Genomic DNA, 26,967 nt, shown 5'->3' with positions numbered 1-26,967 from the left:
TATACTAACTTTGGAGGTATTTTCTATGCAACAAAAAAAATGGGGCTTTTGGGTACTAACAGCTTTCGTTGTCGGTAACATGGTTGGCGCTGGTATTTTCATGGTGCCAAGTACGTTGGCACAAACAGCAAGCCCACTCGGTGTCACTTTAGCTTGGTTAACAACAGGATTTGGTGTTTTAATGCTAGCTCTTGTTTTCGGTAATTTAGCAATTCGTCGTCCTGATTTAACGACAGGACCACAAAGTCATGCATATGCTTTATTCTCAACACCAAAAAAGAAAAAAATGGCTGGTTTCAGTATGGTATGGGGATATTGGGTTGCAAACTGGGCAAGTAACGTTGCCATCATTACATCATTTGCGGGATATTTATCACTCTTCTTCCCAATTATGAAAGATACGCGACTGCTATTTTCAATCGGTTCTTTTAACATAGAAGTCGGAAAACTAATTACATTTACGATTTGTTCCATCTTACTTTGGGGAACTCATATTATATTAACAAATGGTGTAAGCGGAGCTGGAAAACTAAACTTCTTAGCAACAACAACGAAAGTAACTGGATTCCTTTTATTCATCGTCGTTACGTTATTTGCATTCGAAGCTTCTAAATTTGGACAATGGTACACACCGATGATCGATAAATCAGGTGCATCACACGGTCTTCTTTCACAAGTAAATTTAGCGGCTCTTACAACGCTTTGGGCGTTTATCGGAATTGAATCAGCCGTTCTTTTATCAAACCGTGCTGTTTCTCCAAAAACGGTAAAACGTGCAACAGTTGCGGGATTACTTATTACAGTTGCGATTTACTTAGGAATTACAATTTTAACAATGGGTGTACTTCACGTTGATAAATTACAAGCTTCTGAACGTCCATTAGCAGATGCATTAAACGCTGCAATGGGTCATGGCGGTGGGAAACTGATGGCATTACTTGCTCTTACTTCCCTGTTCGGTTCTATCTTAGGCTGGATTTTATTAAGCTCAGAAGTACCATATCAAGCAGCAAAAGAAGGTTTCTTCCCTTCCTTCTTCACGAAAACAAATAAAAAAGGAAGTCCAATTTACTCATTACGATTAACAAACATTATGTCGCAAGTGTTCCTATTCTCAACATTATCAGGAACCATTGCGGAAGCTTATACATTCGTTATTACCGTATCGACACTGGCCTACCTCATTCCATATCTCGTTTCACCAATCTTCCAGTTAAAACTAGTCGCAACTGGTGAAACATATAAAAATGAAATGCGGGCAAGAATTACAGATGGCATAGTCGCAGTTATCGCACTTTGCTACGCACTATGGGTTATTAAAACCGGCGCATCCGATATAAAAACGTTCCTTCTCGGAATTGGTTTATTCGTAATCGGATTTGCTTTCTATCCATTAATGAATCGTGATCAGAAAAAAAATAACGAAAAGAAAAACGGGCAAGTTGCATAACGCAATTTGCTCGTTTTTTCTTTTGTAAAACATATATAATAGAACAAAGAGGTGAAAAACATGTCAATCGAATCGCTATGGAGCAGTCGCTTCCAACAACATATTCAAAATATCATTACATACTTTGCACGTATGATTAACGGTTTACTATATAGCTTTATCTTTATTTCATGCGTTGGTGCATATTATTATGCTCAGTTTCTAAAAGCATCTCCTTCTAAAGGAATATCTTTAATAATTATAACGATTGTACTTACATTCATTATAACGAGATGCCCTATCCGTACATTTATTCAAAAACCTGATGCTGTCTATTTACTAGCACTAGAAGAGAAATTAACATCTTATTTCAAAAAATCTCTTCTATACAATTACATCATTCAGCTTTTCCCATTGTTATTTACGTTCCTTATTCTCGTTCCACTTGCTATGCAATCATTGCAATTAACGGTTCCTTTTTTATGTACAATCTTTATCATGTTAATGATTACGAAAGCCTGGAACATGTACATACATTGGATGTGGCGTGATAGTCACGAAAAAAACATATGGCTAATCATTCGTATTACTTGTAACGCCCTAATCATTTTCATGCTGTTTTATTCCGCAAATGTTCTCATATTGGGCGGACTACTCTTACTACTTGCTTTCCTACTTCTATATACGAAAAAACAGCCTACAAAACGAATACCTTGGGATTACATAATCGAGCAAGAAGAAAAAATGAACGTTCGTTTTTATCAATTTGCTAGCATTTTCACAGATGTTCCGCAACTGAATAAACAAGTAAATAAAAGAAAATGGCTTACAAATTGGATTGAACCTTTATTACATAAAAAACGAGCAACTTTCTTCTACTTACATACACTAGCATTTTTACGTGGAAATGATTATTTCGGCATATATATTCGCTTAGGATTGATCGGTGCTTTCGCCTTATATTTCATACCAAATATATACGTAAAAGGCGCTATCGCTTACATCGTTCTATATATGATTTCTATGCAGCTCCGTTCACTGTGGAAATATTTTTCAGGAAATATTATTGTAGCATTATATCCAATCCATACTGAAGAAAGGATGAAGCAATTTCTTAGCTTAATCTTTATATTGCTAAGTATTCAACTCATTGTATTTTCAATTGTTATACTCATTGCTACAGGTCAATTTTTACATAGCCTTATCATTATGATTGTCGGGTTACTCTGGATCAAATTTATTATTGTACCAAAAACAAAGCAACGCGTTTCTTCGTTTTAACGAAAAGAAATATCTTAAAAGCCAAGGAGCAAATAAATTATCTCCTTGGCTTTTTTATTTTGCTTCCTCAAACAAGAATCACTGAAACAACCGATATTTTATGATTTTTACATACAAAAACGATAATACATGTTTACGACCTAATAAAAAGGGTATCTATTAATTAACAGAGTAAAGGAGGGGCCTATATTGTGAATAAAAAAACGGAACAATTGAAGCATCACGTTACTGACAATCAATGCAAACATGCTTTAACAACAAATCAAGGGGTAAAAATAGCTGAAGATGAATTTTCTTTAAAGATGGGCTTAAGAGGCCCAACCTTAATGGAGGATTTTCACTTTCGTGAGAAAATGACCCATTTTGATCACGAACGAATTCCCGAAAGGATTGTTCATGCACGCGGGGTTGGCGCTCATGGTTATTTTCAGCTTTATGAATCTTTAGAAACATATACGAAAGCAGATTTTCTTACTAATCCTTCAAAGAAAACACCTGTATTTGTACGGTTCTCAACCGTTCAAGGTTCTAAAGGATCCAACGACACAGTAAGAGATGTACGCGGATTCGCCACAAAATTTTATACAGATGAAGGAAACTATGATTTAGTGGGTAATAATATGCCAGTATTCTTTATCCAAGATGCTATTAAATTTCCTGATTTTGTCCATGCAGTTAAACCAGAACCACATAATGATATTCCTCAAGGAGCTAGCGCTCATGATACCTTTTGGGACTTTGTTGCGCATAATCCTGAGTCCACTCATATGGTCATGTGGCAAATGAGCGACCGAGCTATTCCGCGTAGTTTACGAATGATGGAAGGTTTTGGAGTTCACACATTTCGACTCATTAACGCAGAAGGAAAAGCCCATTTCGTAAAGTTTCACTGGAAACCTACCCTCGGGGTTCATTCATTAGTATGGGATGAAGCTCAAAAGATTGCTGGGAAAAATCCTGATTTTCATCGTCAAGATTTATACGAAGCAATTGAAAAAGGGCATTATCCTGAATGGGAGCTTGGATTACAGTTAATTCCAGAAGAAGATGAACATAAATTTGATTTTGATATTTTAGATCCAACGAAATTATGGCCAGAAGAAGAAGTTCCCGTAAAATTAGTTGGTAAAATGACACTGAACAAAAATGTTGATAACTTCTTTGCTGAAACAGAGCAGGTAGCTTTTCACCCTGGTCATGTCGTACCAGGTATTGATTTTTCAAATGACCCTCTTCTGCAAGGAAGATTATTCTCCTATACAGATACACAATTATCTCGTTTAGGGGGCCCTAATTTCCATCAAATTCCTATTAATCAGCCTGTATGTCCTTTTCATAATAATCAACGTGATGGTATGCATCAAATGCAGATTCATCGCGGTCAAACAAGCTATCATCCTAATGGATTAAATAACAATCAACCTGCAACCGTCCAAGCCGAACAAGGAGGATATGAACATTATCAAGAAAAGATTGATGGGCATAAAATTAGAGGTCGCAGTAAAAGCTTTCTTAACTTCTATTCTCAGGCTAAACTTTTCTACAATAGTATGAGCCCTATTGAAAAGCAGCACATAAAAGAAGCTTTTTGCTTTGAAGTTGGGAAGTGTAAATCAGACATGGTGAAGGCAAATGTAATTGCTCTTCTAAACCACGTCGATCGTCAATTAGCACAAGAAGTCGCTAACATTATTGGAGCTCCTTTACCTAAGGTAAATCACGAAGTAAATTCAGATGCAAATTCACCTGCACTAAGTATGTCCAATACTATTTTTAAATCTGATTCCAAAAATGTTGCAATTCTATTAAATGGTGACCCAAGCGTCTCACTTCTGTCCGAATGGATTCAAGCTTTTGTACAACACCGAATTAACTATAGCATCATAGATAATAAAATTTATCAGTTCAATGATTCCATTAAAGTAACTGATACTTATACAACAACAGACTCCTCCCTTTTTGATGCAGTATTAGTGTTTAGTAGTGAGTCTGTCATTCAACCCCCTGTTTTAGAATTTGCAGAAACTACTTTTAAACATTTTAAACCGATAGCTCATGTCCTTAGTAATCCTCATGCTTTGGACCATAGTAAGATTAAATTGGATGGAGCAGGAGTTTACAACTTAACAAATACTTCAATTGAATCATTTATAGAAGGCATTGCCCAAGGAAGATTCTGGAGCCGATAATATAATATAAGGAGCGGATTAGAATGAGTAAAAAAATTGCTATTTTAATAACGGATTATTTCGAGGACACAGAATACACAGAGCCAGCAGAAGCTTTTAAACAAAAGGGATATGAATTAACAACTATTGAAGCAGAAAAAGATAAAACGGTACACGGTAAGCAAGGAAAAAGTGAAGTCGTGATTGATAAAAGTATTGATGATGTTTCTCCAGAGAACTTTGATGCCCTCTTCATACCGGGTGGATTTTCTCCAGATATACTTCGTGCCGATGAACGTTTTGTTCGCTTTAGTAAAGCATTTATGGATGCGGAAAAACCTGTTTTCGCTATTTGTCACGGACCTCAGCTACTCATCACTGCACAAACACTTGAAGGACGCGATGTAACTGGATATAAATCTATTGAAGTCGATTTGAAAAATGCCGGCGGGAACTTTCATGACAAAGAGGTTGTCGTATGTCAAAATCAGCTAGTAACAAGTAGACAGCCAGAGGACATCCCAGCGTTTATTGAAGAATCGTTGCGTATATTAGGATAACTACTTCGGTTAACTAACCTCCTTTTATTTACATGAAAATAATGAATCAGTGGGGTTTTATTCATCCCCCACTGATTCATTAGCCCTCATCAACTGGTCGTTTACAGGAAATCCGACCACCACAAATAGCAAGATAAATAAAAAGAGGGGAATCCAAAAGTTCAGTTTTAATAATCTTTTGGATTCCCCCCTTTTCTCGCCCCAAAATTCCTTATCACTTTTCATAGGCAGTTCTCATATAGTGAAAATGACTATATAATTCCTATCCATAAGTTAAATAATGATTTCGCACATATATAAATACAAAAGATGGGAGCCTTATTTATGAATAACAATCCACCTTCAACGCCCCAAGACAACTCCGAAAACAATAGCCGTGATATTACACTGCAAACATTAAGGGTCATCGGACTCGTCGTCCTTATTAGTGGTTATATCCTCGTTGCGCTCTCTGAAGTAGGTGAGCTGAAAACCTTATTAACAAATCCGAATGCTAACCCTGATTTGGCTGAAGTTGATCCGTTTTAAAAAGAATAACATATCACCCTTCCTAAAAAAACGTAACAACTGATTCATTCAGCTGGGCAAATTTTGCGAAGTTATGGATAGAGTCATCCCCGCATTAAATACGGGGATGACTCTAATTATTGAATAACTTCTTCTAAATGATTCTTCAAGTTCCCTAAATACTTCTCTATATCCGGATTCTTCACCACATCATAACAAGCAAAACTCTTTAACGGACTCATACCGAGAAACTTTTGCACTCGGTGTAAATGACTAAGCGCTGATTCTAAACTTTCTCCTTCAAAGAACTTCGTCTTATCTCCAAATGCTTTTTCAGGTGCATTCCAAGTTGTAGAGAACATATACTCTTTCTCTTTTAATAAACCACCTGTTCCATATTCATCTGCACCTTTAAAGAACAAACCGTATTCATATACTTCATCCATATACGTTTTAAATAAGCCTGGAACACTAAACCAGTAAATTGGTGTTTGATAAATCACAACATCAGACCATAAAAACTTCTCTTGTTCTTCTTTAATATTGTAACCATCTTGAATCGTTGTTGTTTTCACATGATGATTCTCGCCTAATACAGTAACCATATAATCTACTAACGTTTTATTTAATCGCCCTTCCTTTGTACCGTATTTTTCATGTCCATTTATAATAAATATATTTTTCATCGTTTTTCTCTCCCCTATATGATCTACTCTTCAGCTATTAAGCCGAGTTGCTGCTGTAGTGTAAGATTATCTTCTAAATGCCAATCTTCTGTTATCTTTCCGTCTTTCACATGTAAAATATCAATTGCAAAAAAATTAATTTTCTTACCATTATGCGTTCCTGTAAAAGAAAGACGGGCCGTTACTTTATCACCAACAACTAATAAGTCTTCAATCTCGCAATGTATATCAGGCACAACTTTACGAAAATTTTGCGCTGCAAACTTTAATCCTTCAATGCCTTGTGGTCGCCCTTTCGGCAATGTATTATCGAAGAAATCTTTAGTAACAGTCTGCGGAATAAGTTCCTCCTTACCTGTATCCCAAAATGCATAAAAACGCTGCGCCGCATGAACCATTTCTGTCGCTTCTTTTTTACTTAGTGAGGGATCAATTGTCATTGCTTTTGGCTTTGGCATTTCTTTTAATAACTGAACTTCAGTTTTTTGTTCCACACCACATGCTACAAGCACAATACAAATAACAAATAAACTAAGAAATCTAAATAACTTTTTTATCCCCATGGAAATCACCACCTCCTTATATAAATCCTTTTTGTTTCGTATTGCTATTGTATATGCACTAACTTCCTTTATGGAAGTAGTGATATTTTTTTCATATAGTTACCAAAAGTATAGTTTTGTGATACTATAAAGCAAATTCATCCAAAAAAATTTTATGGAGGCTAGTTCCATGAACGATATAAATCCAGTTGAATTAACGAAAGGTTTACCTGGCATACCTTGTCCCATCGCTAAAACGCTTGATGTAATTAGTACAAAATGGACGTTTTTAATCATTCGTGATCTTCTTATCGAAGGAACATTACGCTTTAGTGATTTACAAAAATCAATGGATGGTATTAGTCCAAAAACATTATCGCTTCGACTAAAAGAATTAGAGTCTCAAGGCATTATAACGAGAAAAGTATATCCAGAAGTTCCGCCTCGTGTAGAGTACACATTAACGGATAAAGGAAAGCAATTAGAGGGGATTTTTATTGAATTAAAACGGTTTGGGTTAAGTTTATAAAATGAAACTTTAATCAGGATAAAACAAAAACCCCTTACCGTCGTAAGGGGTTTTATTACTTCGCAAAACTTTCAGCCAACTGTTTCTCTCTCCACATAAATGTAATGCCGAGACCAACTATTAAAACAACGCCTGAAAATGCATATGGATAATGAATATTCATATCAAATAATATTCCGCCCATCGCTGGTCCTGCGATATTTCCTAAACTCGTATAAGTCGAGTTCATACCAGCGACGAATCCTTGCTCTTTTCCGGCTGCTTTTGATAAAAATGTCGTTAAAGCTGGACGAAGTAAATCAAATGCTAAGAAAATGAAGCAAGTAACGAGAAGTACAATCCAATAATTAAAGACTACAGTTGAGACGAATGCTAATACTGCACCTACAATTAAACATATTTGAATTAACACTTTCTCACCGAACATGTCTACCAATTTGCCAAACATAAATACTTGCACAACTACCCCAAAGATTGAACTAATTGTAATAATTGCCGCAATATCTTTCGGCGAGAAACCAAATTTATGATCAGAGAATAAGCTAAACACTGTTTCATACGCTGATAATCCGAATGCGAGTACAAATACGATAATAAATGCAATTGCATACATTGGATGTAATGATTTCTTTAAATCCCCAATAAAACTTGATTCTTTCGTATTAGAAGAAATCTCTGCAAGTTCTTCTTTCGTTAACGGTTCTTTTAAAATAAAGATCGAAATCACACATGCTATAAAAGCAATTACTGCTGCAACGAAAAACGGCACACGTATACCGTATTCTGCAATAAATCCGCCGATTCCAGGCCCTATAATGAATCCAGTACTAATAGCCGCAGATAAGTATCCCATCGCCTTTGGACGTTCCTGAATAGATGTAATATCCGCAACATATGCCGTAACACCAGGCATAATAAAAGCAGCACTAATTCCGCCTAATACCCTTGCTACATAAAGCATCCATACATCTTTTCCTAATCCAAAAAGAAGCTCTGAAACACCAAAAATAAATAATCCAATGATTATCATTTTCTTTCTACCGTAAAGATCAACCCACCGGCCTGTAATAGGTGAAGTAATGAGCTGTGCCATTGCAAACACTGCAACGAGATATCCCATCGTCTTCCCTGTTAAACCCATATCATTCATAAAGGACGGCATAACCGGAATGATTAATCCAATCCCTAAAAAAGCGATAAATATATTACTCAAAAGAATGACCAATACCATCTTTTGTTCTTTTATCGGTTTCTTCACTTTTTAACACCTCTTCCCGTAAGTTCCTCTCAAAAAATAATGCCCAAGAAGCTTTTTCTCTATCCTTCTATTTGTGGGCTAGTCATGAGTAGAGATGCCCCCTACTCGTTAGAATTTCACACTATCCTTCCACACATACATACGCATTAGGTGAATGACTATCATTCAGTTTTCCTCAAAAATGAACCTACCTTTTCAGACAGGTTCATCTCACTACTTCTTTATATGTAGTGCATGTGTTAAAAAATCTAGTACTTCTGCCTTTTGTAGCTCGACTTGCTCATCATCTTTATGATCATATAGATACACTTGTTCCGCTGCTGATTCAACTAGAGCGATAAATAACTTCGCTGTTCGCTCTGCGTGAACCGAATCACGAATTTCACCAGCTTCTTTTGCCTCATTTAAAAATTCACTTAGCCACATATAAAGGGGCTCATACACAGCTTCCCATTCTTTTATATGTTCTGTAGATGCAAGACCAGCATACATTAAAGCTTGTATTTCACGATATTCAGCTATAAAGTGAAACACCGCATCTATTACTTGCGTCACTTTACTTGAGAAAGGCGCATCGTTTTGCACTTTTTCTTTCACTGCAAGTATCATCTTTTCAACCATCACTTCTGCTATTGCAGGCATAACAGATAACTTAGAAGGAAAATATAAATAGAAAGTTCCTTGCGCAATGCCAGCTAATTTCACGATATCAGAAATCTTCGTTTTTTCGACGCCCTTTTCCTGAAACACTTCAATAGCTGCATAGACAATTTTCTCTTTTTTATTCATCATCTAAACCCTTTCACACTCATATTGAATGACTGTCACTCATTTTATAAGATAATCGATTGTACTGTCAATGATAGTGAACTCTAAGAGGAAATCATTTTTTTATAATAAAATCTCCTAATAAACAATTAGGAGATAAAAATACAATATACCTTTAAGAAAGTGCCTTTAATCCTGTCACTCCACATACAATAAGAAACACACTAATAATACGCGCTTTACTTTTCGACTCACCAAACAAGAACATGTTTAACAAAACTGCACCTGCTGTTCCGATACCAATCCAAACCGCATACGCGACACTTACTTGTAAAAATAAGAAGGAAGTATACAAAAATGCGAAGGATGTAGCAAACCCACCTATATAAATCGCACCATTGGCTAATGTCTTATCTTTACTATACATTTTAAGTCCTATCACACCGACTATTTCACTAATTGCAGCACAAAATACGAAAAACCAACCCATTTTTAAGCAGCTCCTTCCACAGTTTCTTCTTTATTGTCAGCTAACTTTAAACCGATAACGCCGGCTACTACCATAAGAATGAAGAATAGTTTGCCTGCGCTGAAACTTCCACCGAAAAGAAATACATCCATTAAGAAAGTACCTACCGTACCAGCTCCAGCGAAAACAGCATATACAGTTCCTGTTGCAAGATGTTCACACGCTTTAGAAAGGAGGTGAAAATCAACAGCGATAACTCCTAAAATAATAATCCAATGCCACCAAGTATTAGCCGTATTAAAACCAAACACCCAAAAAATTTCAAAGATACATGTTAATATGACATATAACCAAGCTCTATTTTTCATACCTCTCACCTCTTATGACTGACTATCAGTCATTTTTATTTTAAAAAAATATACTCTTTCATCAATACTATATAAAAACAAATATCATCCTCATTTACCATTTATATTTGTTCCGTTTCCAAGTAAACTGCATCCTGTCATACAAAGTGACTGAATGTCATTCATATATATTGTACATGAACATTTTAAAAACTGTCAATGCCGAAAGTTTATTTAAAATTTCTTTCATCTGATTTGTATATTTCCTAATAATCTGTCAATAATGCTAGTAACATAATATTTTCTCCACTCCCCCTTGGAGAGATCCCTTGAATGGAGCAGTTAGCTTTTGCTAGCTGCTCTTTTTTATTTATCCGCACACTATGATGAAATACTCATAGATCAAATCCATTTTTCATCACATAACAACATCTATTTATTTTCCAATGAGCTTTTGTATGTACGAATTTTATTCTCAAGCATCTTCTCTGTAACCTCTAAGTTTTCTCTTTGAATCTGAATAGATTTCCTATGATCTTCTAGGAGCTGTAAACGAGCTTCTGTTGTATGCACCCCTTCTGTATATAATCTAGCGTATTCTCTTATTTTCGCTATTGGCATTTGCGTTTGTTTTAATTTCATTACAAACTGCAACCACTTTTTATGTGACTCTTCGTAAAGTCGATTTCCATTTGTATCACGATTTGCAATTAATATATTTTCCTTTTCATAATAACGTAGTGTATGTGTGCTCACGCCTAATAATTTTGCTACCTCACTAATTGTGTACATACTAAAGCTCCCTCCACATGCTTACCCTCATATATTTTATGACCGTATCAAATTTATAAAAAACATTTGACTTAGAGTATACTCTAACAAATACAATCTAACCATAAATGAATTTGAATTTAGGGGGATTTTATATGAAATACACGGTTATTACTGGTGCAAGTTCCGGAATTGGTTATGAAGCAGCTTTAGCATTTGCATCTCGCGGAAAAAATTTAGTACTTGTAGCTCGAAGACAAGAAGAATTAAACGGATTAAAATTAAAAATTAACGAAATGCATCCGGAGTTGGATGTTGTCATTCGAAGAACTGATTTATCTGTTACTGAAGATGTTTATAAACTTTATGAAAGCCTACAAGCTTTTCAAATTGAAACGTGGATTAACAACGCAGGTTTTGGTAATTTCGCCTCAATTGCTGAACAAAATTTAAATAAAATCGAAACGATGTTACATGTAAATATAGAAGCACTAACAATACTCTCTTCTCTTTTCGTTCGAGATTATTCAATGGTTGATGGAACACAGCTTATTAACGTTTCATCGGGCGGCGGATACACAATTGTTGCTGATGCTGTTACGTATTGCGCTACGAAATTCTATGTAAGTGCATTTACAGAAGGGTTGTCTCACGAACTGAAAGAACAAGGCGCAAAACTGCAAGCAAAAGTTTTAGCTCCTGCTGCAACTGAAACAGAATTTGCGAAGCGTTCATTTGATATTGATGAATTCCAATACGATAATGTTGTACCAAAATTCCACACTGCAAAACAAATGGCACAATTTATGCTCGACCTTTATGATAATGATAAAGTTGTAGGAATTGTCGACGGTTTAACGTATAACTATGAACTTAAAGATCCACTTTATAATTTTGCCGTGAGACAAAAGAATTCAAATTCTTAATAACCTGTCCATTTCTTATTGAAATATATATTCCCACTATATATGTAAATAATAGTGGGAACTTTTTCCCTATAAATTTTTCATCCAACATACCGAACCATCGCCACTTCATCACAATAATCCACCTTTGGGCAATGTCTACAATCAATCCATACTTTCTCTGGCAACGTTTCTTTATTTACAAAATCAAATCCACACTTTTGAAAAAATACTGTTTCATATGTTAAGGAAATTACTCTTCTTACATTTATTTTCGTAGCTTCCTCCATTACATGATTTACGAGCATACGCCCTATCCCTTTCCCTGCATATGTATGCGAAACTACTAACGATCGTATTTCTGCAAGATCTTCCCCTAATACATGTAATCCAGCAACTCCAACAATTCTCTCGTCTTCTTTCATAACATATAAACATTGCAAATATTGATAAAGAGACAAAAGGGAACGTGGTAAAACCACTCCCTCTTTTGCATAAACCTCAATAAGACTATAAATTTCTTTCACATCACTCGTCACCGCATTACAGATTTTCATATTACATCCCCTTGCCCTCGATATTAATATTTATAACTTTAAATGAATTTTAATACATAATTTTATATAATAATACAGCTCTCTTTTCTCCTCGTCAATCACTTTATGCAAACAAAAAACCAAGCAATCTAATTGATGCTCGGTTCCTCATCTCGTATCGGCAATACCGTCGAATATTTAATTTCACGAAGTGCTAAACTTGTCTGTATCCTTGTAATACCAAGCTTATTCAGCTTTCTAATAAACTGCTCCAGTTCTTTACGATCACGATTTGCAACCTTTAATAAATAATCGTATTCTCCTGTTAAACAGTGACATTCTAACACTTCCGGCATCGATTCTAATTCTTTCTCCAACACTTCCAACTTGTCAAATTGATGAATATTCGTACTCATAAAAATAAAACATAATAAATCAAACCCAAGCTTTTCTTGATTTAAAATCGCAACTTGCTTATCGATGAAACCTTCCCCATCTAACCTTTTTATTCTTGCATGCATCGCAGCCGGTGATAAATTAACGCGACGTGCCAGCTCTGCATTACTTACTTGTGACTCCTTCTGCAATATATCTAAAATTTGTACATCCAAATCATCCAACACTTTAATAACAGACGACTCCATTACAATTCCCCCTTTTTTCTTACCGATGATTATTCGAAAAAACACCTTATAATTTATCCAAAACTGAATATCATTCCGCAAATATCATTCACAGATAAATATTTTATCGAGTTTTTACCATTATACAAAAGAATATATTATACAATAAAGAAAAATGCTAAAATTATTTACAATTCGTATTGATTACAAAAAGGGGATTTTAGCATGCCTTATTTTTACGTCTTTTTACTATTACTAACGAGCTTATTATGGGGAGGAAATTTTGTCGTTGGAAAATCACTCGTCGATCATGCATCGCCGATGACACTGACAAATTTAAGATGGATGATTGCGATTGTTTGTTTATTACCAATGGTATGGTTTAAAGAAAAGAAAATCCTTCCACCACGTACCGCAATACTTCCGTTAATATTGATGGGAATTTCAGGGGTCGCTCTTTTTAACATCTTTCAATTTTTAGCATTAGAAAAAACATCCGCTACGAATGTAGGTCTTATCTCTACTTTGAATGCAATTTCAATCACATTATTTTCAGTATTATTTCTAAAAGAAAAAGTAAATACACTTCAAATCCTATCCATGATTCTTTCATTCTTCGGGGTTATCCTCGTCCTATTAAAAGGTGATTTCTCGCTTTTATTTTCACTACATTTTAATAGCGGTGATTTATGGATGATTGCAGCAGTTTGTATTTGGGGAATCTATTCTGTTTGCAGTAAATGGGCAACAAAAACAACTACACCACTTATGGCAACGTTGTACTCTGGTATTTTCGGCGTTATTTTATTACTACCGTTTAACATAGGTAGCTTCACTGTTTCAAATATAAATACTTCTTTCATCACATCACTTTTATATACTGGGCTTATTTCGACAGTTCTTTGTATGGTATTTTGGAATATTGGTGTACAAAAATTAGGCGCAACTACATCAGGTATTTTTCTAAACTTCAATCCAATCTTCACAGCCATTTTAGCATTCATATTCCTCGGAGAAGAATTAACGTGGATACAAATTTTAGGGACAATTGTCGTTGTAACAGGATGTTATTTATTTTCTCATTTCAAAACTGTTGCCGTTCAGCCTGTTAGACCTTTAATGCGAAAACATTCTTAATAAAAAAACATCGTCATCTAGGTTGGCGATGTTTTTATTTACTCTTCATTTCTTTTATATACTGCTTTTCCTCTTCTGGCGATAAACGTTCCGTCGCCTTGCCGGTATCTCCACCTTGAAGGCTCCATAAAAAGTTATGCTCCTCAACAGTTTGAGAAAAATCTCCTTTTTCCCATCTATTTATAATAGAAAATAACTTCATTTTATATTGAAAACCTGTACTATTTTCAATATCTCTTTTTACATTAGAAATTTCCTTTTTTGTCATCTCTACAAATCCCCATTTTTCAGAGGATTTTACCTTTTGATGCACCATTTTATGCATAGTAGAAATAATTTCACCTTCACTAATTTGCGGGGCTTCTTCTGCAGCTTTTTTCTCTTTTTCGTTTGCCGCTTGCTCGGTTTGAATATTTGTATTTTCTTTTTCCACATATGCAAGCAATTTCTTTCCGCCAACTATAGAAGAGATGATTACCATAATGGTAATACATATACCTACAATCCATTTAAAAAGCATTAGCTCTTCATCGCTTCCCTAACAATATGACTATCTACATACTGCTTAAACTTCACGATTTTTCCATTTTCAAGCTGCCATATATGAACAAATTCTGCTTCAAATGATTTTCCTGTTTCTTTATAAACTCCAGAATACATACCTTCAGCAATAATTACATCTTTTCCGTTTACTTCATGATATGTATTTACACTTGCTTTATAATCATCCCATTCTGATCCTAAACGGCTAAATACATTTTCCATTATAGCTTCTACGCCTGTATATGTTCCGCCATACGGGAAACCTTCTGCCTCTGTCCATTCCACTTTTTCAGAGAGGGCTTCTGCTAAATGCTTTGCATTCGAAGAAGCTGATCCTTCATACGTGCTTTGAATAATTTCTAAATTTGATTTAGGCATATTACTTCCTCCCGTTTATTTATTTTCACACAAGACGTAACCAATGAAGTTACATCTTGTATAAAAAAATATTTAAATTATTTCATTCGTAATCCATCAGTTGTAATCATTATAGTTACAATAATTCTTCAAGTCAACAATTTATAAATAAAATTTACTTCGTTTTCATTACTTTCTCTTTTAAGAAACGATCTACATATCCTTCTGCTTTTACTACGAATAAATACGCACCCATTGATAATAATGCAAGATCTAATTCATATCCTGGATTCTTTCCATCTCCTAATAAACCTGCTGCTCCATTTACCTTTACGATAGCTCCAGCTAAAATAAGAGCGAATAACAATCCTACATATCGTACACCTAAACCGATAATTAATAATATACCACCAACTAATTCTACAGTTGCTACGCCGTATGCAAGGCCACCTGGTAAACCGATGCTCGTAAACCATCCTGCTACATTATCGATACCTGATTGAAACTTTGCTAAACCGTGTGCAAAGAACGTAACTCCTAACACGATACGAATAATTAAATTCCCAATATATTGATTCATTTTGAACTCTCCTTTTTGTTTTGTTATGGTGAACTTTTATTTACAAGTCAAAACAATACGGTATTTTATTTCATTCGTCAAATACTTTTTTAAAGAAAACAAAAAACATTATCCGTTTTACGGATAATGTTTTCCTACAAAATAGCGCTAATTCAAGCTTTTATTCTATCGCATAGAAAAAGTTGAAACATTTTTCCAGCGCCAATATAAGGCAGTAAAGAAACGTCCTCTTCCACAACTATTCCAACAACATTCACTTTCTCATCTACAGGTAAATCATGTGTAGCAACTTGCATCTCCCCTGCATATCTACCGTACAATTCATTATCAATTGTAATGCTGCCTTTCTTTCTTACAATTGTATGCATCGGCTGTAAAACCACTCTATTTCCTTCCCTTGATTCTACAGATCGAATAACATCACGAGCCGGATCTAGTCTATTTGTATGCACTTGCTCCACCACTTTTAATACTTCTTTATCAGTTATAAATGATTTGTAACGCAATGGAATAATCCCTCTACTCGCACTAGCTACTTCTTGCATACTTTCCAAACTTGCGCTTATATCTCCAATCAATACTTTATCAACACCACAATCTTGAACAAGTTCTAAGCACGCTTCAAGCGGGCGCATATTGCGATGTTTTTCTAACGTTGGTAACCCTTCATATAACGGACCACGTTTTTCCGCATCTCCTGGAATAAATGCCATCGTTTTTATTCCGCACTCCTGTAAATATTGATTTTGTTTTTGTAAGAAGGACTTTGCTAGTCCCGTCTCTGGACGTGGATAAAAATTATGCCACGCTTCTACATTCTCTACTCGTATATGTTCTGTAAGTAATTCTTTCCAAAATGGCTTTGTAATCGTACTCGCATTTAAAGCTACTTTCATCTTATGAGATACGCTTGCAATTTCTTTTGGCGCAATGCCGTAATCCATTCTTAAACCGGTAATGCCCCAGTCCAATAGCTCTTCCACATTTTCATATGTTAGCCCTAAATGGTGTAACGATTTTGGAGAAACATCAACCATTAACTCCATTTCATGTGCAAGAGCTTGTTTCCCTAATATTTGAATTAACTCTTTATACGTATTTGGATCATCTTCTGGAATGTGCAGTGATGTAAAAATAGATGTAAACCCATTTTCCTTCGCTATTTTTAGCCACTCTTCTTGTTTCTCTACTCGTTCTTTTGAAAGATAAATGGAAACTCCGATCATATAAATCTCCCTTTCTATTAATAGAAAAAGAGAAAGGAATCCCTTTCTCTATATGTTTTCTGCCATTTCTTCTTTAAATCCGAAGAAGTACGTAAAGATAAATCCGAAAGCATATGCAATTACTAAACCTAAGAAATAGAGTAAATATTTATTTTCAGCAATTAACGGAATTAAAGATAGCCCTGATACGCCAATTCCAAGAGAAGCTGTTTGCATAACTGCTTGGAATGCACCACCGACAGCCGCTCCTAAACAAGCAGTAATAAACGGTTTCCCAAGTGGTAATGTCACCCCGTATAATAACGGCTCACCAATTCCTAAAAAGCCAACTGGCAATCCACCTTTAATTACGTTACGAAGTCGTTTGTTTTTTGTTTTCACATAAATCGCAATCGCTGCGCCCACTTGGCCAGCACCAGCCATTGCAAGCACTGGTAATAAAGGTGTTACGTGTGTTTGATTAATAAATTCCATATGAATTGGTGTTAAACCGTGGTGTAATCCGACCATAACAAGTGGTAAAAATGTTCCAGCTAGCACTGCCCCAGCAAATGCCCCACCAACATTTAAAATTGCGTTAATACCGCTCGTAATACCATCAGATAAGAATCCCGCTGCTGGCTGAATCGCTAACATCGTAACTATACTTACAGCTAATACAGTAATAAGCGGTGTTACAATAATATCAACTGCATTTGGCACTGCTTTTCGTACTTGTCTTTCCACTACAACCATAAGCCATGCTGCAAAAATAACTGCAAACAATCCGCCCCGTCCGGGCACTAATGCTTCACCAAACAATTTTACGTTTGCCATCGCCGGGTTGAAAATTAAAATACCAGCAATTGCCCCAAGAACCGGTGTCCCGCCAAATTCTTTCGCTGTATTCCAGCCGACTAAAATTCCTAAGAATGTAAAGATACCGCCGCCAATGAGTAGTAACATTTGTAACCACGTTGCATTTGGATCAGCACCAGCATTTTTCGCAAAGTTAGCAACCCCGTTTATAATTCCTGACGCAACAAGCCCCGGAATTAATGGGATGAAAATACTTCCTATTTTTCGTAAAAAGTTTTTCACCGGTGTATTATTTTTCTTCTTAATCTCTGATTTCATCTCTTGCCCAATATCTTCAAGGTAATGATCTGCTACCTCACCAATTCGTAGTCCTGTCAAACCTTCCATTTCAGCTGCTACTTTATTTACTGTTCCTGGACCAACGACAACTTGAAGCGTCTCATCTTCTATAACACCCATAACGCCTTCAACTTTTTTCAAAAGGTCCATATTTACTTTACTTTCATCATGAAGCGTTAAACGTAGTCTCGTCATACAATGAGCAATACTACGAATATTTTTTATTCCCCCAAGTTGCTCCGAAATTTCCTTGGCCATTCTCTCTTCTTTCTTCATAATAGAATCCCCCTCCCTATTACTTTATAGTGCTTTCTTCACAAACCCTTTTGCGTATTTTAGTTTCTCCAGTGCTTCCCCATACTCACACTGCAACAACACCATAACAATGGCAGCTTTTACGTTACGTTCTGCCTTTTCATAATACTCTGTTGCTACTTCATAACTAGCGCCTGTTGCTTCCACAATAATTCGTTTTGACCGTTCTACTAACTTTTCATTTGTGGATTGAACATCTACCATTAAGTTTTTATATACTTTTCCTACACCAATCATCGAAGCTGTTGAAATCATATTCAGCACTAATTTTTGTGCTGTACCAGCTTTTAAACGCGTTGATCCTGTTAATATTTCTGCACCTGTCTCTACTTCCACATTTAACTTTGCATATTTACTTATTTCAGCATTTTTATTACAAGAAATACTTGCTGTACTCGCTCCTACGCTCTGTGCGTATTTCAAGCCGCCAATTACGTAAGGAGTTCTACCACTTGCAGCAATTCCAATCACTGTATCTTTCTCATTTAATCCAATACTTTTTAAATCTTCTTCCGCTAACTCTTCGCGATCTTCGGCACCTTCCACCGCCTTAGTAAACGCTTTCAATCCACCTGCTATAAATCCTTGCACCATTTTATCATCCGTGCCAAATGTCGGCGGACATTCCACTGCATCTAGAATACCTAAACGACCACTCGTACCAGCACCAATGTAAATTAAGCGTCCCTCTTCTTCAAAAGATTTAATAACAGTCTGTACAACCTTTTCAATTTGTTCTATCTCTTTTTCAACTGCTAACGCAACAGTTCGATCTTCTTCATTCATACTTTGCAACACTTCTTTTATGCTCATTTCATCCAGATTCATTGTTTTCTCATTACGATGTTCTGTCGATAAATTTTCTAACATATTTCCACCCTCTTTGAAATTATATTTCACACTTTTATTATAACTTTAAGAAACTAAAAATCAATAAATCTTTCTTATTTTATGAAATAAAATTTCACAACATGACATATTTGTGTCAAAGATAATAAAAAAGATGAGTCTCCTCATCTTTTCTTCTACTTTAACTTCCGTAACCGCAACGCTTCTTCTCGCGTCTCCATAAATTGATCCAATACTTTATTACCAATTCGATTGAAAGTAATAACATATAAAGCATCGATCATATTCAATTGTGTCATTCTCGAAGCAATACTCGCAATACGATGATCTTGTTCTACATCTGGCATACAAAGGCGAATATCCGCTTCTTTATATAGGGGTGATGATTGATCTAATTTCGTAATTCCAATAACAGTTGCACCTTGTCTCTTTGCATACTGCGCCATTTCAAGCACATCTTTCGTTCGACCAGATGTTGAAATCGCAACAAATATATCGCCTTCTTTTAAATTCGTCACAAGTGGCAACATCATATGAAAATCAGATAGCATCATCGCTGTAAATCCAAGCCGCGTAAATTTATAAGCCCCGTCCATTGCTGGCGTAGCTGATCCGCCTACTCCGTAAAATATAATTTTGCCCGCATTGACAATACGATCCGCTGCTTTCTCAAGTTCCCTCTTATCTATTGCAGTAACACTCGCCTCAATTGCAGCTTTATTCACATAAGTAACTTTATTAAATAAATCATACGGTCCATCTTCCGTATTCATCACTGAAAAATCGTTAATATTATAATCAGCAATCGTTAATTCACGAACGAGTGCTATCTTAAATGCTTTAAAACTTCCGATTCCAATCGATTTACAAAAGCGAACGACACTCGCTTCACTTGCGCCTGCATTCGTTGACACTTCTTTCGTCGTTAAATTCGGTACAATCTCTGCATTCTCCATTATGTACATGGCAACCTTCTTTTCAGCTGGTGAAAATTGATCCATATTACTTTCAATTTTAAATAGTAATGTTGAAGCTTTCACTATTTAACCTCCACTTCTTACGGTTGCGTTCACTTATTTTCTCTTGCTTCAAGAAGGTAAAAACCATCATCACCAGGAGGATGAAACACATTTACAATGCGATTCCCTTTTTGATAAACAGTTCTTTCCCCTTCTGTCCACTTCTTTTCCCAACCGTTCATCCAAATCGCAACATCAGGTAAAAAAGCAGTATATTTCAGCTTCTGATTGTACTCACCATCTGCTTCTTTCGAAAAAATAGAAACCGGAAAATCGTTCACTTTTGATTCTTTCCATGCAGTAAATGGTATACATACTGCAATAAGTACGATTACACCGATAACCTTCTCCTTCGTAATCTTCACACTTCCCTCTCCTTGTCATATCACATACATAGATTTTACCATAATTACAAACCCTTCATACTATATGATCATTGCTTTTTGGAATAAAAAAAGAGCTTACCTACATCAGATAAGCCCTTCCTCTCTATACAAAATATTTCTTCAAAAGTGGCGGTGTAATAATCGTCGTCAATATAACAACAATAACAATCGCTGTGAAATTTTCTTTCGCTAATAAATTCGCCGTAAGTCCATTTGCTGCGATGATAAGCGCTACTTCACCACGTGATACCATCCCCGCGCCAATACTAATAGAAGATTGGAGATTAAAACCTGTCAATTTCGCTCCTAAACCTGATCCAATTAACTTTGTGAAAATTGCAATGAGGGTCATAATAATAATGAACCAAAGCTGGCTTCCAATGCCTTGAAATGTAATTTCCATTCCGATACTTACGAAGAATACTGGAACAAATATTGCATAAGCAATCGGTTCAATTTTATGTTCCACTTCATGCTTATACTCTGTTTGAGAAATAGCAATTCCTGCTGCAAATGCTCCAATAATGCCTGCAATTCCCATCATTTCACTGTAATAAGAAAAAGAGAAGCAAATAATAAGAGCCGCGCTAATTAACGCTTCTGTTACACGAAGCGGGACAAGCATCTTCATAATCCAAGGAACGACTTTCCAAGCAATAAAAACAATACTTACAAAGAAAATAATTTTCTTTGCAATGACAAGTGTTATATTTACATCTTGTGTTCCTAAAAAACTCATTACAAATGCCAATAAAATAACGACAATGACATCATCAAATACGGCAGCACCTAAAATTGTTGTACTTTCTCTCGTATTCATTTTCCCTAAATCACGTAGCGTCTGCACCGTAATACTAACCGATGTTGCGCAAAGTAATAATCCTAAAAAAATGGCATGGGACTGCATTAATCCAAACAGCAATCCTGTTACATAACCACCGATGAAAGGAAAAATAATTCCACCAGCCGCTACTGCAAATGACGATTTCAAATTCCGATTTAACTCTTCTAAATCTGTTTCAAGTCCCGCCATAAACATAAGTAACAAAACACCAATCTCACTCAGTTCATCAATTAGTTCAGAACTATTAATAATACCGAGTACAGCTGGACCGATAATAATACCGACAATTAACTTACCAAGTACAGAAGGCTGACCAAGTCTCACACTAATGTCACCAGCTAATTTCGTACAAAGTAAAATGACGACAAGTTCAAAATAAAATAACATAGCATCTGCTCCTACTTTAACTTTAATCAGTGGGTCGTTAACCCCCGTCCATTTCTGCAAGTAGTTTCCCCTATTGATCCGCATTTTATTTGTCATATTTTTATTTGACAAAATATTCTGAATTATATTAAGATTAATCCAGCAATTTTAAAAAACTACATACCATAACTGCACCTCCACTTACTTACTCTTTTTTAATGGGCTCATACTATAGTCGCAGTTATGGAAATGAAAAAACGGGGGGAGAGTCCAAAGTGAAGTCATTATTACGAAAAAAAGCGCTTAGTACTGAATCACCAAAGCAGCTAGATAGAACATTAACTGCACTCGATTTAACGTTTTTAGGGATCGGCGCCGTAATTGGGACAGGGATCTTTGTATTAACAGGTATTGTTGCAGCAAAACATTCTGGTCCTGGTATTATGCTATCATTCCTTATCGCTGCATTTACTTGTGCTTGTGTAGCCTTTTGTTATGCTGAATTTGCTTCTTCTATTCCTGTCTCAGGAAGTGTGTATACTTACGCATATATGACAGTCGGAGAAGTCGTCGCCTTCATCGTCGGATGGTGTTTAATGCTCGAATATTTACTTGCAGTCGCGGCAGTAGCTGTCGGTTGGTCTGGTTATTTGCAATCATTACTACAAGGATTCAATATACACCTGCCCGCCATAATCGCCTCGGCCCCCGGCGTAGGAAAAGGTGGTCTCATCGATTTACCAGCTGTCTGCATTTTACTTCTTATTACTGGCCTTTTAAGTTTTGGTATACGTGAAAGTGCACGCATTAATAATATTATGGTTCTTATTAAACTAGCTGTTATCATTGCCTTTATCGTAGCAGGTGCAAAATATGTAAAACCTGAAAATTGGACACCGTTCATCCCATTCGGATACGACGGTATTATTACTGGGGCTGCCACTGTGTTCTTCGCCTTTTTAGGTTTTGATGCAATCGCAACCGCTGCAGAAGAAACGAAAAAACCGCAGCGTGACTTACCAATTGGTATTATCGGTTCTCTTCTTATTTGTACTGTTTTATATATGATTGTATCTTTCGTTTTAACAGGTATGGTTCCTTATACGCAATTAGACGTCTCTGATCCAGTTGCATTTGCATTGCATTTCGTTGGTGAGGATACAATTGCAGGACTACTCGCTGTCGGAGCGATGACTGGAATGACAACCGTTCTCTTAGTCGTTATGTATGGACAAGTTCGCGTTTCGTATGCAATGAGCCGTGACGGTCTACTTCCAAAAGCGTTAGCACGTGTAAATAAAAGAGTAAAAATCCCTTTATTAAATACGTGGATTACTGGCGTTGTTGCCGCTTTATTAGCAGGACTTTTAGATTTACATTTGCTAGCGAATTTAGTAAACATCGGCACGTTAACAGCCTTTACATTCGTTTGCTGCGCAGTACTTATTTTACGAAAAACACATCCTGATTTAAAACGTGGATTCCGTACACCTTTCGTACCTGTATTACCAGTTGTCGCGATTCTTTGCTGCTTATATTTAATGATCAATTTGTCTAAAACAACATGGATTAGCTTTGCAGTTTGGCTTATAGTCGGCTTATGCTTCTATTTCTTCTACTCTAGGAAACATAGTCATTTAGCTACCGAAAAAACGAATGATGAAAAGAAAAAAGCATAACAAAATAGCTCGCCGTTTTAGCGGCGAGCTATTTTTCTGTACTATTATATTTTTTCGTTAACGACTGTAAAATGAAAAATATGCCGATGCAAGCTGTAAACCATGCCCAATTTCCTATTGGCGTTGCGTATTTAATAATTCCAATACCTACAAGTAATAGGAAAATAATCACCTGATATATGAGCTTCCACTTTTGCATATATTCCCTCCTTTACTTCGTTCCCTTCTTTTTATTCTTCCAGGCATTCAAACTATCAAAGAAAAAGTTAATAAATAACGTTCCTAGTCCTGCTAATAAGAAAGTCATTAAAAATAAAACCCAAATACTTTTCTCTTTTAAGAAATAATATCCTACAAGGAGCACAACCGCAATCCATACATATTCAAGAATTCTTTTTAGCTTTTTCTGTTCCAAATTATTCGCTCCTTCATTCTATACTACTTTTAGTATAACAAAAAAGAAGCCTATCATGATAAGCTTCTTTTCTTCTCTCTTATTTGTTTATGCTTTTTTCAACAAGTGAAATCGTATACTCTAATGTACGATTCATCGTTTCTACCTGTGCATCTTTTACTTTTACATCTTTCACTACAGCTTCGGCCACTGTAATTTTTTGAATCAGTGCTTTCATTGAACCGTCCGTTACATTTGCATCTTGCGCTTTTTTCACTACTACTTTTGCAGATTCAATATTGATTTGTAATTTTTCTTTCGGTGTTTTCGGTTGTTCTACTACTTTAGATTGTACAAATGTTACATTAGCTGTTTTTAATTCGTTATATGTTTGAATAATTTGTTCCCCAGTACTTCCTACATTTTCAAATGCTTGCTTTGCAATGTTATAGCTTTTCTCTAGTTCTTGAAATGCTTCCTTTGAATATTGACCTGGCTTATCACCAAACTCATACGTACCAGCTAACACTTCTTTCACTTTTCCAAGCTCTTCATATAACGCGTTCACTTGCTCTAACTTCGTACGGTTAGAGAACTCATTGTACGCCGCTAATACTTCTGAAGAACTTAACGCTTTACTATATAATTTCGCAAGCGCGATTTGTCCATTTAACGGAATACCACCATTTCCGTTACTATCAGGATCCGCTCCAAATGCAAATGGTACGTTTGGATGATACACTTTCCCAGTAGCTGGCTGACTATTTACTTTTTTACCATCTACGTAAATTGCCACTTCACTTCCGTTATACGTTCCTGTTAAATGATACGTTTTGTTCGCTTCTAATTGAACTCCAACACGTTTATAGCTGCCACCAATGTGAGCCCATAATTCAACATATCCACTTCCTGTAGACTCAAATCCAATTCCGCCGCTCTCTGTATTTTGCAAAATACCTTGGCCACGGATTTGATTCATTGAAAATACCGTTTCTAGCGTAAATGTATTTGCTACTTTCTCTTTTTGTGCTGCTGAAAATGGAAGGTATCCAAATGTATTAGATTGTCCGTTTAACTTCATCACATTCTTTTTCAATGCTTTATCATATTCAATAGTCACATTGCCTTTCACATCACCTTTTGTACCAAATGGTGAATTGTCTTTAAATGTACCATCTGCAAAGTTTACATCGAAAACATCAGCTTTTGGTACTTTCACATTCGGGTCAATATTATCTTTTTTCGTAGTAATTTCCGCAGTTAACGGCTGTGCGGTTTCATTGCCAAATGAATCAATTGCAACGACTTCAAGTGTATATGTTTTCCCGCCATCTAATCCTGCAAGTGTAAATGTAAGGTCTTTTGGCACTGGATCACGATAAAACTCTGAGAATGCTAACAATTTATTCTTTATTTCTCCCGTTTGCTTATCTCTAGCTTGTACACGATAAGAATGAACAAGAAGGTTGTCCAATGCTTGTGGGAATGTTACTGTTGCCGCATTTTCTGTTACATTTGATACAGCAAGCTTTGCATCCTTAGCAAAGTAAGGCTTTTCTTTATCACGATCTTCTACATGTGTAAATGTTTCTTTCTTTGCTGGTAATTTAATTTTCCAAGGCTCGCCTGTCCAAGAATTCGTATGGAAATCACGACGATTAATCGTTACTTCTTTATCATCTACTTCTACTAATAAACCTTGGCTTAACGTACTAGCTCCTGGCGGGATATTCCCTTGTACTTTACCACCTTCAACTTCCATATAACTTACTGAAGAAGTACCAACTGATGTAAAGTCTTTTTGATGAATCGATCTTGGATCGTCTAACGGATAATGCGAATGACCCGAAAATGTAATAACTTGTGGATATTCCTTTAATACTGTATTAATTTTTGCACTATCTTGTGTTCCCCATTCATGACTACCGTACACTGTATCTTTAATATGTTGATGTAAAAATACGAAAATTGGTTTTGTTGGATCATCTTTTTGCGCTTTCGCCATTTCTTCTTTTAACCAATTAATTTGCTTGTCTGAATAATATCCGTGAGTTGTTCCATTCTCTGGAGACATAACAAGGAAGTGATAACCTTTTACCACTTTATGATAATAAATTGATTCCATACCTGTTTTTTCTAAAAACCTCTTTTGTGCTCCAGCTTCTGATAAGCCGTTCCAATAATCATGATTCCCTAGGGAGTTCATTCGTACCGCATCTTTATTTGCATTTTCATTATATACTTGCATGAAACGATCATACTGTTGTACCGATCCTGAATCAGTAAAATCTCCCACAATTACGAACGCATCTTGCTTCGGTGCTAATGTATTAAACTGTTCAATCGCTCTTTTCCAGCGAAACGTATCATCCGTTCCACTATTTTTAATATGCACATCACTTACAACTGGAAAAACTATCTTCTTCTCACTTGATGCCTTTTCTTGCTTTTTCTCTTCTGCCTTGACTGATGTACTCCACGGAAATGATACGAACGCTAATACAAAAACCATTAATAATCCAATAAGGCCTTTTACTTTTCTTAAAGCATTTCTGTCCACGTGAATCCTCCTCATAATAATTGATTCATTACAAGGGCTATTTTATCTAATACATGTTAATGTCGTTTAAATAACAAATGAACTTTATTAGATTTTTGTAAATATACAGTTAATTAGAAATTAAGTCCAACATTCCTCATACTATTGTATACAACCACCTTTTGTCTAAAAGAGTCTGATCATTCTTTTCCTATGA

31 protein-coding genes are annotated in these 26,967 nt (G+C 35.8%); 9 read left to right on the top strand and 22 right to left on the bottom strand.

Features of this window, described 5'->3' with window-relative positions:
• The first annotated feature begins 25 nt into the window (after positions 1-25).
• The 4 genes from MHH27_RS04745 (at position 26) to MHH27_RS04730 (ending at position 5,438) form a co-directional block, all read left to right on the top strand.
• Positions 26-1,450 (top strand): amino acid permease, encoded by a 1,425-nt coding sequence (locus tag MHH27_RS04745; protein WP_023521252.1) that lies wholly within the window; start codon positions 26-28, stop codon positions 1,448-1,450.
• Positions 1,451-1,510: 60 nt separating this feature from the next.
• Positions 1,511-2,710 (top strand): ABC transporter permease, encoded by a 1,200-nt coding sequence (locus MHH27_RS04740; RefSeq protein ID WP_340941756.1) that lies wholly within the window; start codon positions 1,511-1,513, stop codon positions 2,708-2,710.
• Positions 2,711-2,901: 191 nt separating this feature from the next.
• Entirely contained in the window at positions 2,902-4,899 is a 1,998-nt protein-coding gene (locus MHH27_RS04735) for a catalase (protein WP_097925136.1), read from the top strand.
• Between the two features lie 23 nt (positions 4,900-4,922).
• Positions 4,923-5,438 carry a type 1 glutamine amidotransferase domain-containing protein gene (locus MHH27_RS04730; RefSeq protein WP_090978496.1) on the top strand — a complete coding sequence of 172 codons (516 nt, stop codon included), beginning with the start codon at positions 4,923-4,925 and terminating at the stop codon, positions 5,436-5,438.
• Positions 5,439-5,495: 57 nt separating this feature from the next.
• Here the strand turns inward: MHH27_RS04730 and MHH27_RS04725 are convergent, their stop codons facing one another.
• Positions 5,496-5,663 carry a hypothetical protein gene (locus MHH27_RS04725; protein ID WP_175495700.1) on the bottom strand — a complete coding sequence of 56 codons (168 nt, stop codon included), beginning with the start codon at positions 5,661-5,663 and terminating at the stop codon, positions 5,496-5,498.
• Between the two features lie 99 nt (positions 5,664-5,762).
• Here MHH27_RS04725 and MHH27_RS04720 point away from each other — a divergent pair, with 99 nt between their 5' ends.
• Positions 5,763-5,966, top strand: coding sequence for a hypothetical protein (locus MHH27_RS04720; protein ID WP_016078064.1), 204 nt, complete (start codon positions 5,763-5,765; stop codon positions 5,964-5,966).
• 116 nt (positions 5,967-6,082) lie between these two features.
• Here the strand turns inward: MHH27_RS04720 and MHH27_RS04715 are convergent, their stop codons facing one another.
• Complete coding sequence (locus tag MHH27_RS04715) at positions 6,083-6,631, bottom strand: NAD(P)H-dependent oxidoreductase (protein WP_090978495.1); 549 nt, start codon at positions 6,629-6,631, stop codon at positions 6,083-6,085.
• A 23-nt stretch (positions 6,632-6,654) separates the two neighbouring features.
• Positions 6,655-7,194, bottom strand: a complete 540-nt coding sequence (locus MHH27_RS04710; protein WP_086387960.1) for an ester cyclase — start codon at positions 7,192-7,194, stop codon at positions 6,655-6,657.
• A gap of 169 nt (positions 7,195-7,363) precedes the next feature.
• Here MHH27_RS04710 and MHH27_RS04705 point away from each other — a divergent pair, with 169 nt between their 5' ends.
• Positions 7,364-7,702: a winged helix-turn-helix transcriptional regulator gene (locus tag MHH27_RS04705; protein WP_000997917.1), complete on the top strand. Its 339-nt coding sequence runs from the start codon at positions 7,364-7,366 to the stop codon at positions 7,700-7,702.
• 55 nt (positions 7,703-7,757) lie between these two features.
• On the opposite strand, the gene MHH27_RS04700 is transcribed toward MHH27_RS04705, so the two are convergent.
• From MHH27_RS04700 to MHH27_RS04680, 5 genes are all read right to left on the bottom strand, one after another.
• Positions 7,758-8,960, bottom strand: coding sequence for an MFS transporter (locus MHH27_RS04700; protein ID WP_000742945.1), 1,203 nt, complete (start codon positions 8,958-8,960; stop codon positions 7,758-7,760).
• A 213-nt stretch (positions 8,961-9,173) separates the two neighbouring features.
• A complete protein-coding gene (locus MHH27_RS04695) occupies positions 9,174-9,752 on the bottom strand; it encodes a TetR family transcriptional regulator (protein ID WP_001996782.1) in 579 nt (192 codons plus the stop codon).
• A gap of 151 nt (positions 9,753-9,903) precedes the next feature.
• Positions 9,904-10,218 (bottom strand): DMT family transporter, encoded by a 315-nt coding sequence (locus tag MHH27_RS04690; RefSeq protein ID WP_000539671.1) that lies wholly within the window; start codon positions 10,216-10,218, stop codon positions 9,904-9,906.
• A 2-nt stretch (positions 10,219-10,220) separates the two neighbouring features.
• Positions 10,221-10,565, bottom strand: coding sequence for a DMT family transporter (locus tag MHH27_RS04685; RefSeq protein ID WP_340941752.1), 345 nt, complete (start codon positions 10,563-10,565; stop codon positions 10,221-10,223).
• 411 nt (positions 10,566-10,976) lie between these two features.
• A complete protein-coding gene (locus tag MHH27_RS04680) occupies positions 10,977-11,336 on the bottom strand; it encodes a MerR family transcriptional regulator (protein WP_340941750.1) in 360 nt (119 codons plus the stop codon).
• 134 nt (positions 11,337-11,470) lie between these two features.
• Here MHH27_RS04680 and MHH27_RS04675 point away from each other — a divergent pair, with 134 nt between their 5' ends.
• On the top strand, positions 11,471-12,241 hold the full coding sequence (locus tag MHH27_RS04675; protein ID WP_000878082.1) for an SDR family NAD(P)-dependent oxidoreductase: 771 nt from the start codon (positions 11,471-11,473) through the stop codon (positions 12,239-12,241).
• 80 nt (positions 12,242-12,321) lie between these two features.
• On the opposite strand, the gene MHH27_RS04670 is transcribed toward MHH27_RS04675, so the two are convergent.
• Together MHH27_RS04670 and MHH27_RS04665 are read right to left on the bottom strand one after the other, a co-directional pair.
• Positions 12,322-12,777 carry an N-acetyltransferase gene (locus MHH27_RS04670; protein ID WP_000686667.1) on the bottom strand — a complete coding sequence of 152 codons (456 nt, stop codon included), beginning with the start codon at positions 12,775-12,777 and terminating at the stop codon, positions 12,322-12,324.
• Positions 12,778-12,905: 128 nt separating this feature from the next.
• Complete coding sequence (locus tag MHH27_RS04665; protein WP_000446096.1) at positions 12,906-13,400, bottom strand: Lrp/AsnC family transcriptional regulator; 495 nt, start codon at positions 13,398-13,400, stop codon at positions 12,906-12,908.
• Positions 13,401-13,604: 204 nt separating this feature from the next.
• Between MHH27_RS04665 and MHH27_RS04660 the strand changes: the two genes are divergently transcribed.
• Complete coding sequence (locus MHH27_RS04660) at positions 13,605-14,516, top strand: DMT family transporter (RefSeq protein WP_097913530.1); 912 nt, start codon at positions 13,605-13,607, stop codon at positions 14,514-14,516.
• Positions 14,517-14,550: 34 nt separating this feature from the next.
• Here the strand turns inward: MHH27_RS04660 and MHH27_RS04655 are convergent, their stop codons facing one another.
• The 9 genes from MHH27_RS04655 to MHH27_RS04615 form a co-directional block, all read right to left on the bottom strand.
• Positions 14,551-15,036 (bottom strand): PRK06770 family protein, encoded by a 486-nt coding sequence (locus MHH27_RS04655; RefSeq protein WP_072939896.1) that lies wholly within the window; start codon positions 15,034-15,036, stop codon positions 14,551-14,553.
• A complete protein-coding gene (locus tag MHH27_RS04650) occupies positions 15,036-15,437 on the bottom strand; it encodes a nuclear transport factor 2 family protein (protein ID WP_001126708.1) in 402 nt (133 codons plus the stop codon). The genes MHH27_RS04655 and MHH27_RS04650 overlap by 1 nt, the downstream gene beginning before the upstream one ends.
• A 154-nt stretch (positions 15,438-15,591) precedes the next feature.
• Entirely contained in the window at positions 15,592-15,996 is a 405-nt protein-coding gene (locus MHH27_RS04645; RefSeq protein WP_001077751.1) for a DoxX family protein, read from the bottom strand.
• A gap of 152 nt (positions 15,997-16,148) precedes the next feature.
• A complete protein-coding gene (locus tag MHH27_RS04640) occupies positions 16,149-17,222 on the bottom strand; it encodes a DUF871 domain-containing protein (RefSeq protein WP_098508001.1) in 1,074 nt (357 codons plus the stop codon).
• A gap of 48 nt (positions 17,223-17,270) precedes the next feature.
• Positions 17,271-18,635 (bottom strand): PTS transporter subunit EIIC, encoded by a 1,365-nt coding sequence (locus MHH27_RS04635; protein ID WP_340941748.1) that lies wholly within the window; start codon positions 18,633-18,635, stop codon positions 17,271-17,273.
• A gap of 24 nt (positions 18,636-18,659) precedes the next feature.
• A complete protein-coding gene (gene murQ / locus MHH27_RS04630) occupies positions 18,660-19,544 on the bottom strand; it encodes an N-acetylmuramic acid 6-phosphate etherase (protein ID WP_000892348.1) in 885 nt (294 codons plus the stop codon).
• Positions 19,545-19,699: 155 nt separating this feature from the next.
• On the bottom strand, positions 19,700-20,563 hold the full coding sequence (locus MHH27_RS04625) for a MurR/RpiR family transcriptional regulator (protein WP_000648173.1): 864 nt from the start codon (positions 20,561-20,563) through the stop codon (positions 19,700-19,702).
• A gap of 29 nt (positions 20,564-20,592) precedes the next feature.
• Positions 20,593-20,907: an outer surface protein gene (locus MHH27_RS04620; protein ID WP_098329685.1), complete on the bottom strand. Its 315-nt coding sequence runs from the start codon at positions 20,905-20,907 to the stop codon at positions 20,593-20,595.
• A 124-nt stretch (positions 20,908-21,031) separates the two neighbouring features.
• Entirely contained in the window at positions 21,032-22,255 is a 1,224-nt protein-coding gene (locus tag MHH27_RS04615; protein ID WP_445687377.1) for a cation:proton antiporter, read from the bottom strand.
• A 101-nt stretch (positions 22,256-22,356) separates the two neighbouring features.
• On the opposite strand from MHH27_RS04615, the gene MHH27_RS04610 reads away from it, so the two are divergent.
• Positions 22,357-23,817, top strand: coding sequence for an amino acid permease (locus MHH27_RS04610; protein WP_153592908.1), 1,461 nt, complete (start codon positions 22,357-22,359; stop codon positions 23,815-23,817).
• A 28-nt stretch (positions 23,818-23,845) separates the two neighbouring features.
• Here MHH27_RS04610 and MHH27_RS04605 read toward each other — a convergent pair whose 3' ends face one another.
• The 3 genes from MHH27_RS04605 to MHH27_RS04595 form a co-directional block, all read right to left on the bottom strand.
• The gene (locus MHH27_RS04605; protein WP_001174835.1) at positions 23,846-24,016 is read right to left on the bottom strand and encodes a hypothetical protein; all 171 of its coding nucleotides are present in this window, start codon (positions 24,014-24,016) and stop codon (positions 23,846-23,848) included.
• Positions 24,017-24,028: 12 nt separating this feature from the next.
• Entirely contained in the window at positions 24,029-24,232 is a 204-nt protein-coding gene (locus MHH27_RS04600; RefSeq protein ID WP_000435797.1) for a hypothetical protein, read from the bottom strand.
• Positions 24,233-24,311: 79 nt separating this feature from the next.
• A complete protein-coding gene (locus tag MHH27_RS04595) occupies positions 24,312-26,771 on the bottom strand; it encodes an FN3 and LamG domain-containing metallophosphoesterase family protein (RefSeq protein ID WP_340941743.1) in 2,460 nt (819 codons plus the stop codon).
• Between the last annotated feature and the right edge of the window lie 196 nt (positions 26,772-26,967).

The sequence above is a fragment of the Bacillus sp. FSL L8-0152 genome (genome assembly GCF_038006365.1).
In the GTDB taxonomy this organism is placed as follows: Bacteria; Bacillota; Bacilli; order Bacillales; family Bacillaceae_G; genus Bacillus_A; species Bacillus_A cereus.
The sequence above is the reverse complement of the archived record's forward strand: the minus strand, read 5'-3'. Positions and strand labels throughout refer to the sequence as shown.

Coding starts and splice junctions, on each gene's coding strand:
- MHH27_RS04695 (WP_001996782.1), bottom strand. CDS start 9,752: ATGATGAATAAAAAAGAGAAAATTGTCTATGCAGCTATTGAAGTGTTT.
- MHH27_RS04685 (WP_340941752.1), bottom strand. CDS start 10,565: ATGAAAAATAGAGCTTGGTTATATGTCATATTAACATGTATCTTTGAA.
- MHH27_RS04720 (WP_016078064.1), top strand. CDS start 5,763: ATGAATAACAATCCACCTTCAACGCCCCAAGACAACTCCGAAAACAAT.
- MHH27_RS04710 (WP_086387960.1), bottom strand. CDS start 7,194: ATGGGGATAAAAAAGTTATTTAGATTTCTTAGTTTATTTGTTATTTGT.
- MHH27_RS04740 (WP_340941756.1), top strand. CDS start 1,511: ATGTCAATCGAATCGCTATGGAGCAGTCGCTTCCAACAACATATTCAA.
- MHH27_RS04745 (WP_023521252.1), top strand. CDS start 26: ATGCAACAAAAAAAATGGGGCTTTTGGGTACTAACAGCTTTCGTTGTC.
- MHH27_RS04660 (WP_097913530.1), top strand. CDS start 13,605: ATGCCTTATTTTTACGTCTTTTTACTATTACTAACGAGCTTATTATGG.
- MHH27_RS04655 (WP_072939896.1), bottom strand. CDS start 15,036: ATGCTTTTTAAATGGATTGTAGGTATATGTATTACCATTATGGTAATC.
- MHH27_RS04635 (WP_340941748.1), bottom strand. CDS start 18,635: ATGAAGAAAGAAGAGAGAATGGCCAAGGAAATTTCGGAGCAACTTGGG.
- MHH27_RS04715 (WP_090978495.1), bottom strand. CDS start 6,631: ATGAAAAATATATTTATTATAAATGGACATGAAAAATACGGTACAAAG.
- MHH27_RS04615 (WP_445687377.1), bottom strand. CDS start 22,255: ATGACAAATAAAATGCGGATCAATAGGGGAAACTACTTGCAGAAATGG.
- MHH27_RS04730 (WP_090978496.1), top strand. CDS start 4,923: ATGAGTAAAAAAATTGCTATTTTAATAACGGATTATTTCGAGGACACA.
- MHH27_RS04705 (WP_000997917.1), top strand. CDS start 7,364: ATGAACGATATAAATCCAGTTGAATTAACGAAAGGTTTACCTGGCATA.
- MHH27_RS04650 (WP_001126708.1), bottom strand. CDS start 15,437: ATGCCTAAATCAAATTTAGAAATTATTCAAAGCACGTATGAAGGATCA.
- MHH27_RS04665 (WP_000446096.1), bottom strand. CDS start 13,400: ATGGAGTCGTCTGTTATTAAAGTGTTGGATGATTTGGATGTACAAATT.
- MHH27_RS04680 (WP_340941750.1), bottom strand. CDS start 11,336: ATGTACACAATTAGTGAGGTAGCAAAATTATTAGGCGTGAGCACACAT.
- MHH27_RS04640 (WP_098508001.1), bottom strand. CDS start 17,222: ATGATCGGAGTTTCCATTTATCTTTCAAAAGAACGAGTAGAGAAACAA.
- MHH27_RS04610 (WP_153592908.1), top strand. CDS start 22,357: ATGGGCTCATACTATAGTCGCAGTTATGGAAATGAAAAAACGGGGGGA.
- MHH27_RS04725 (WP_175495700.1), bottom strand. CDS start 5,663: ATGAAAAGTGATAAGGAATTTTGGGGCGAGAAAAGGGGGGAATCCAAA.
- MHH27_RS04670 (WP_000686667.1), bottom strand. CDS start 12,777: ATGAAAATCTGTAATGCGGTGACGAGTGATGTGAAAGAAATTTATAGT.
- MHH27_RS04690 (WP_000539671.1), bottom strand. CDS start 10,218: ATGGGTTGGTTTTTCGTATTTTGTGCTGCAATTAGTGAAATAGTCGGT.
- MHH27_RS04605 (WP_001174835.1), bottom strand. CDS start 24,016: ATGCAAAAGTGGAAGCTCATATATCAGGTGATTATTTTCCTATTACTT.
- MHH27_RS04675 (WP_000878082.1), top strand. CDS start 11,471: ATGAAATACACGGTTATTACTGGTGCAAGTTCCGGAATTGGTTATGAA.
- MHH27_RS04645 (WP_001077751.1), bottom strand. CDS start 15,996: ATGAATCAATATATTGGGAATTTAATTATTCGTATCGTGTTAGGAGTT.
- murQ (WP_000892348.1), bottom strand. CDS start 19,544: ATGTTAGAAAATTTATCGACAGAACATCGTAATGAGAAAACAATGAAT.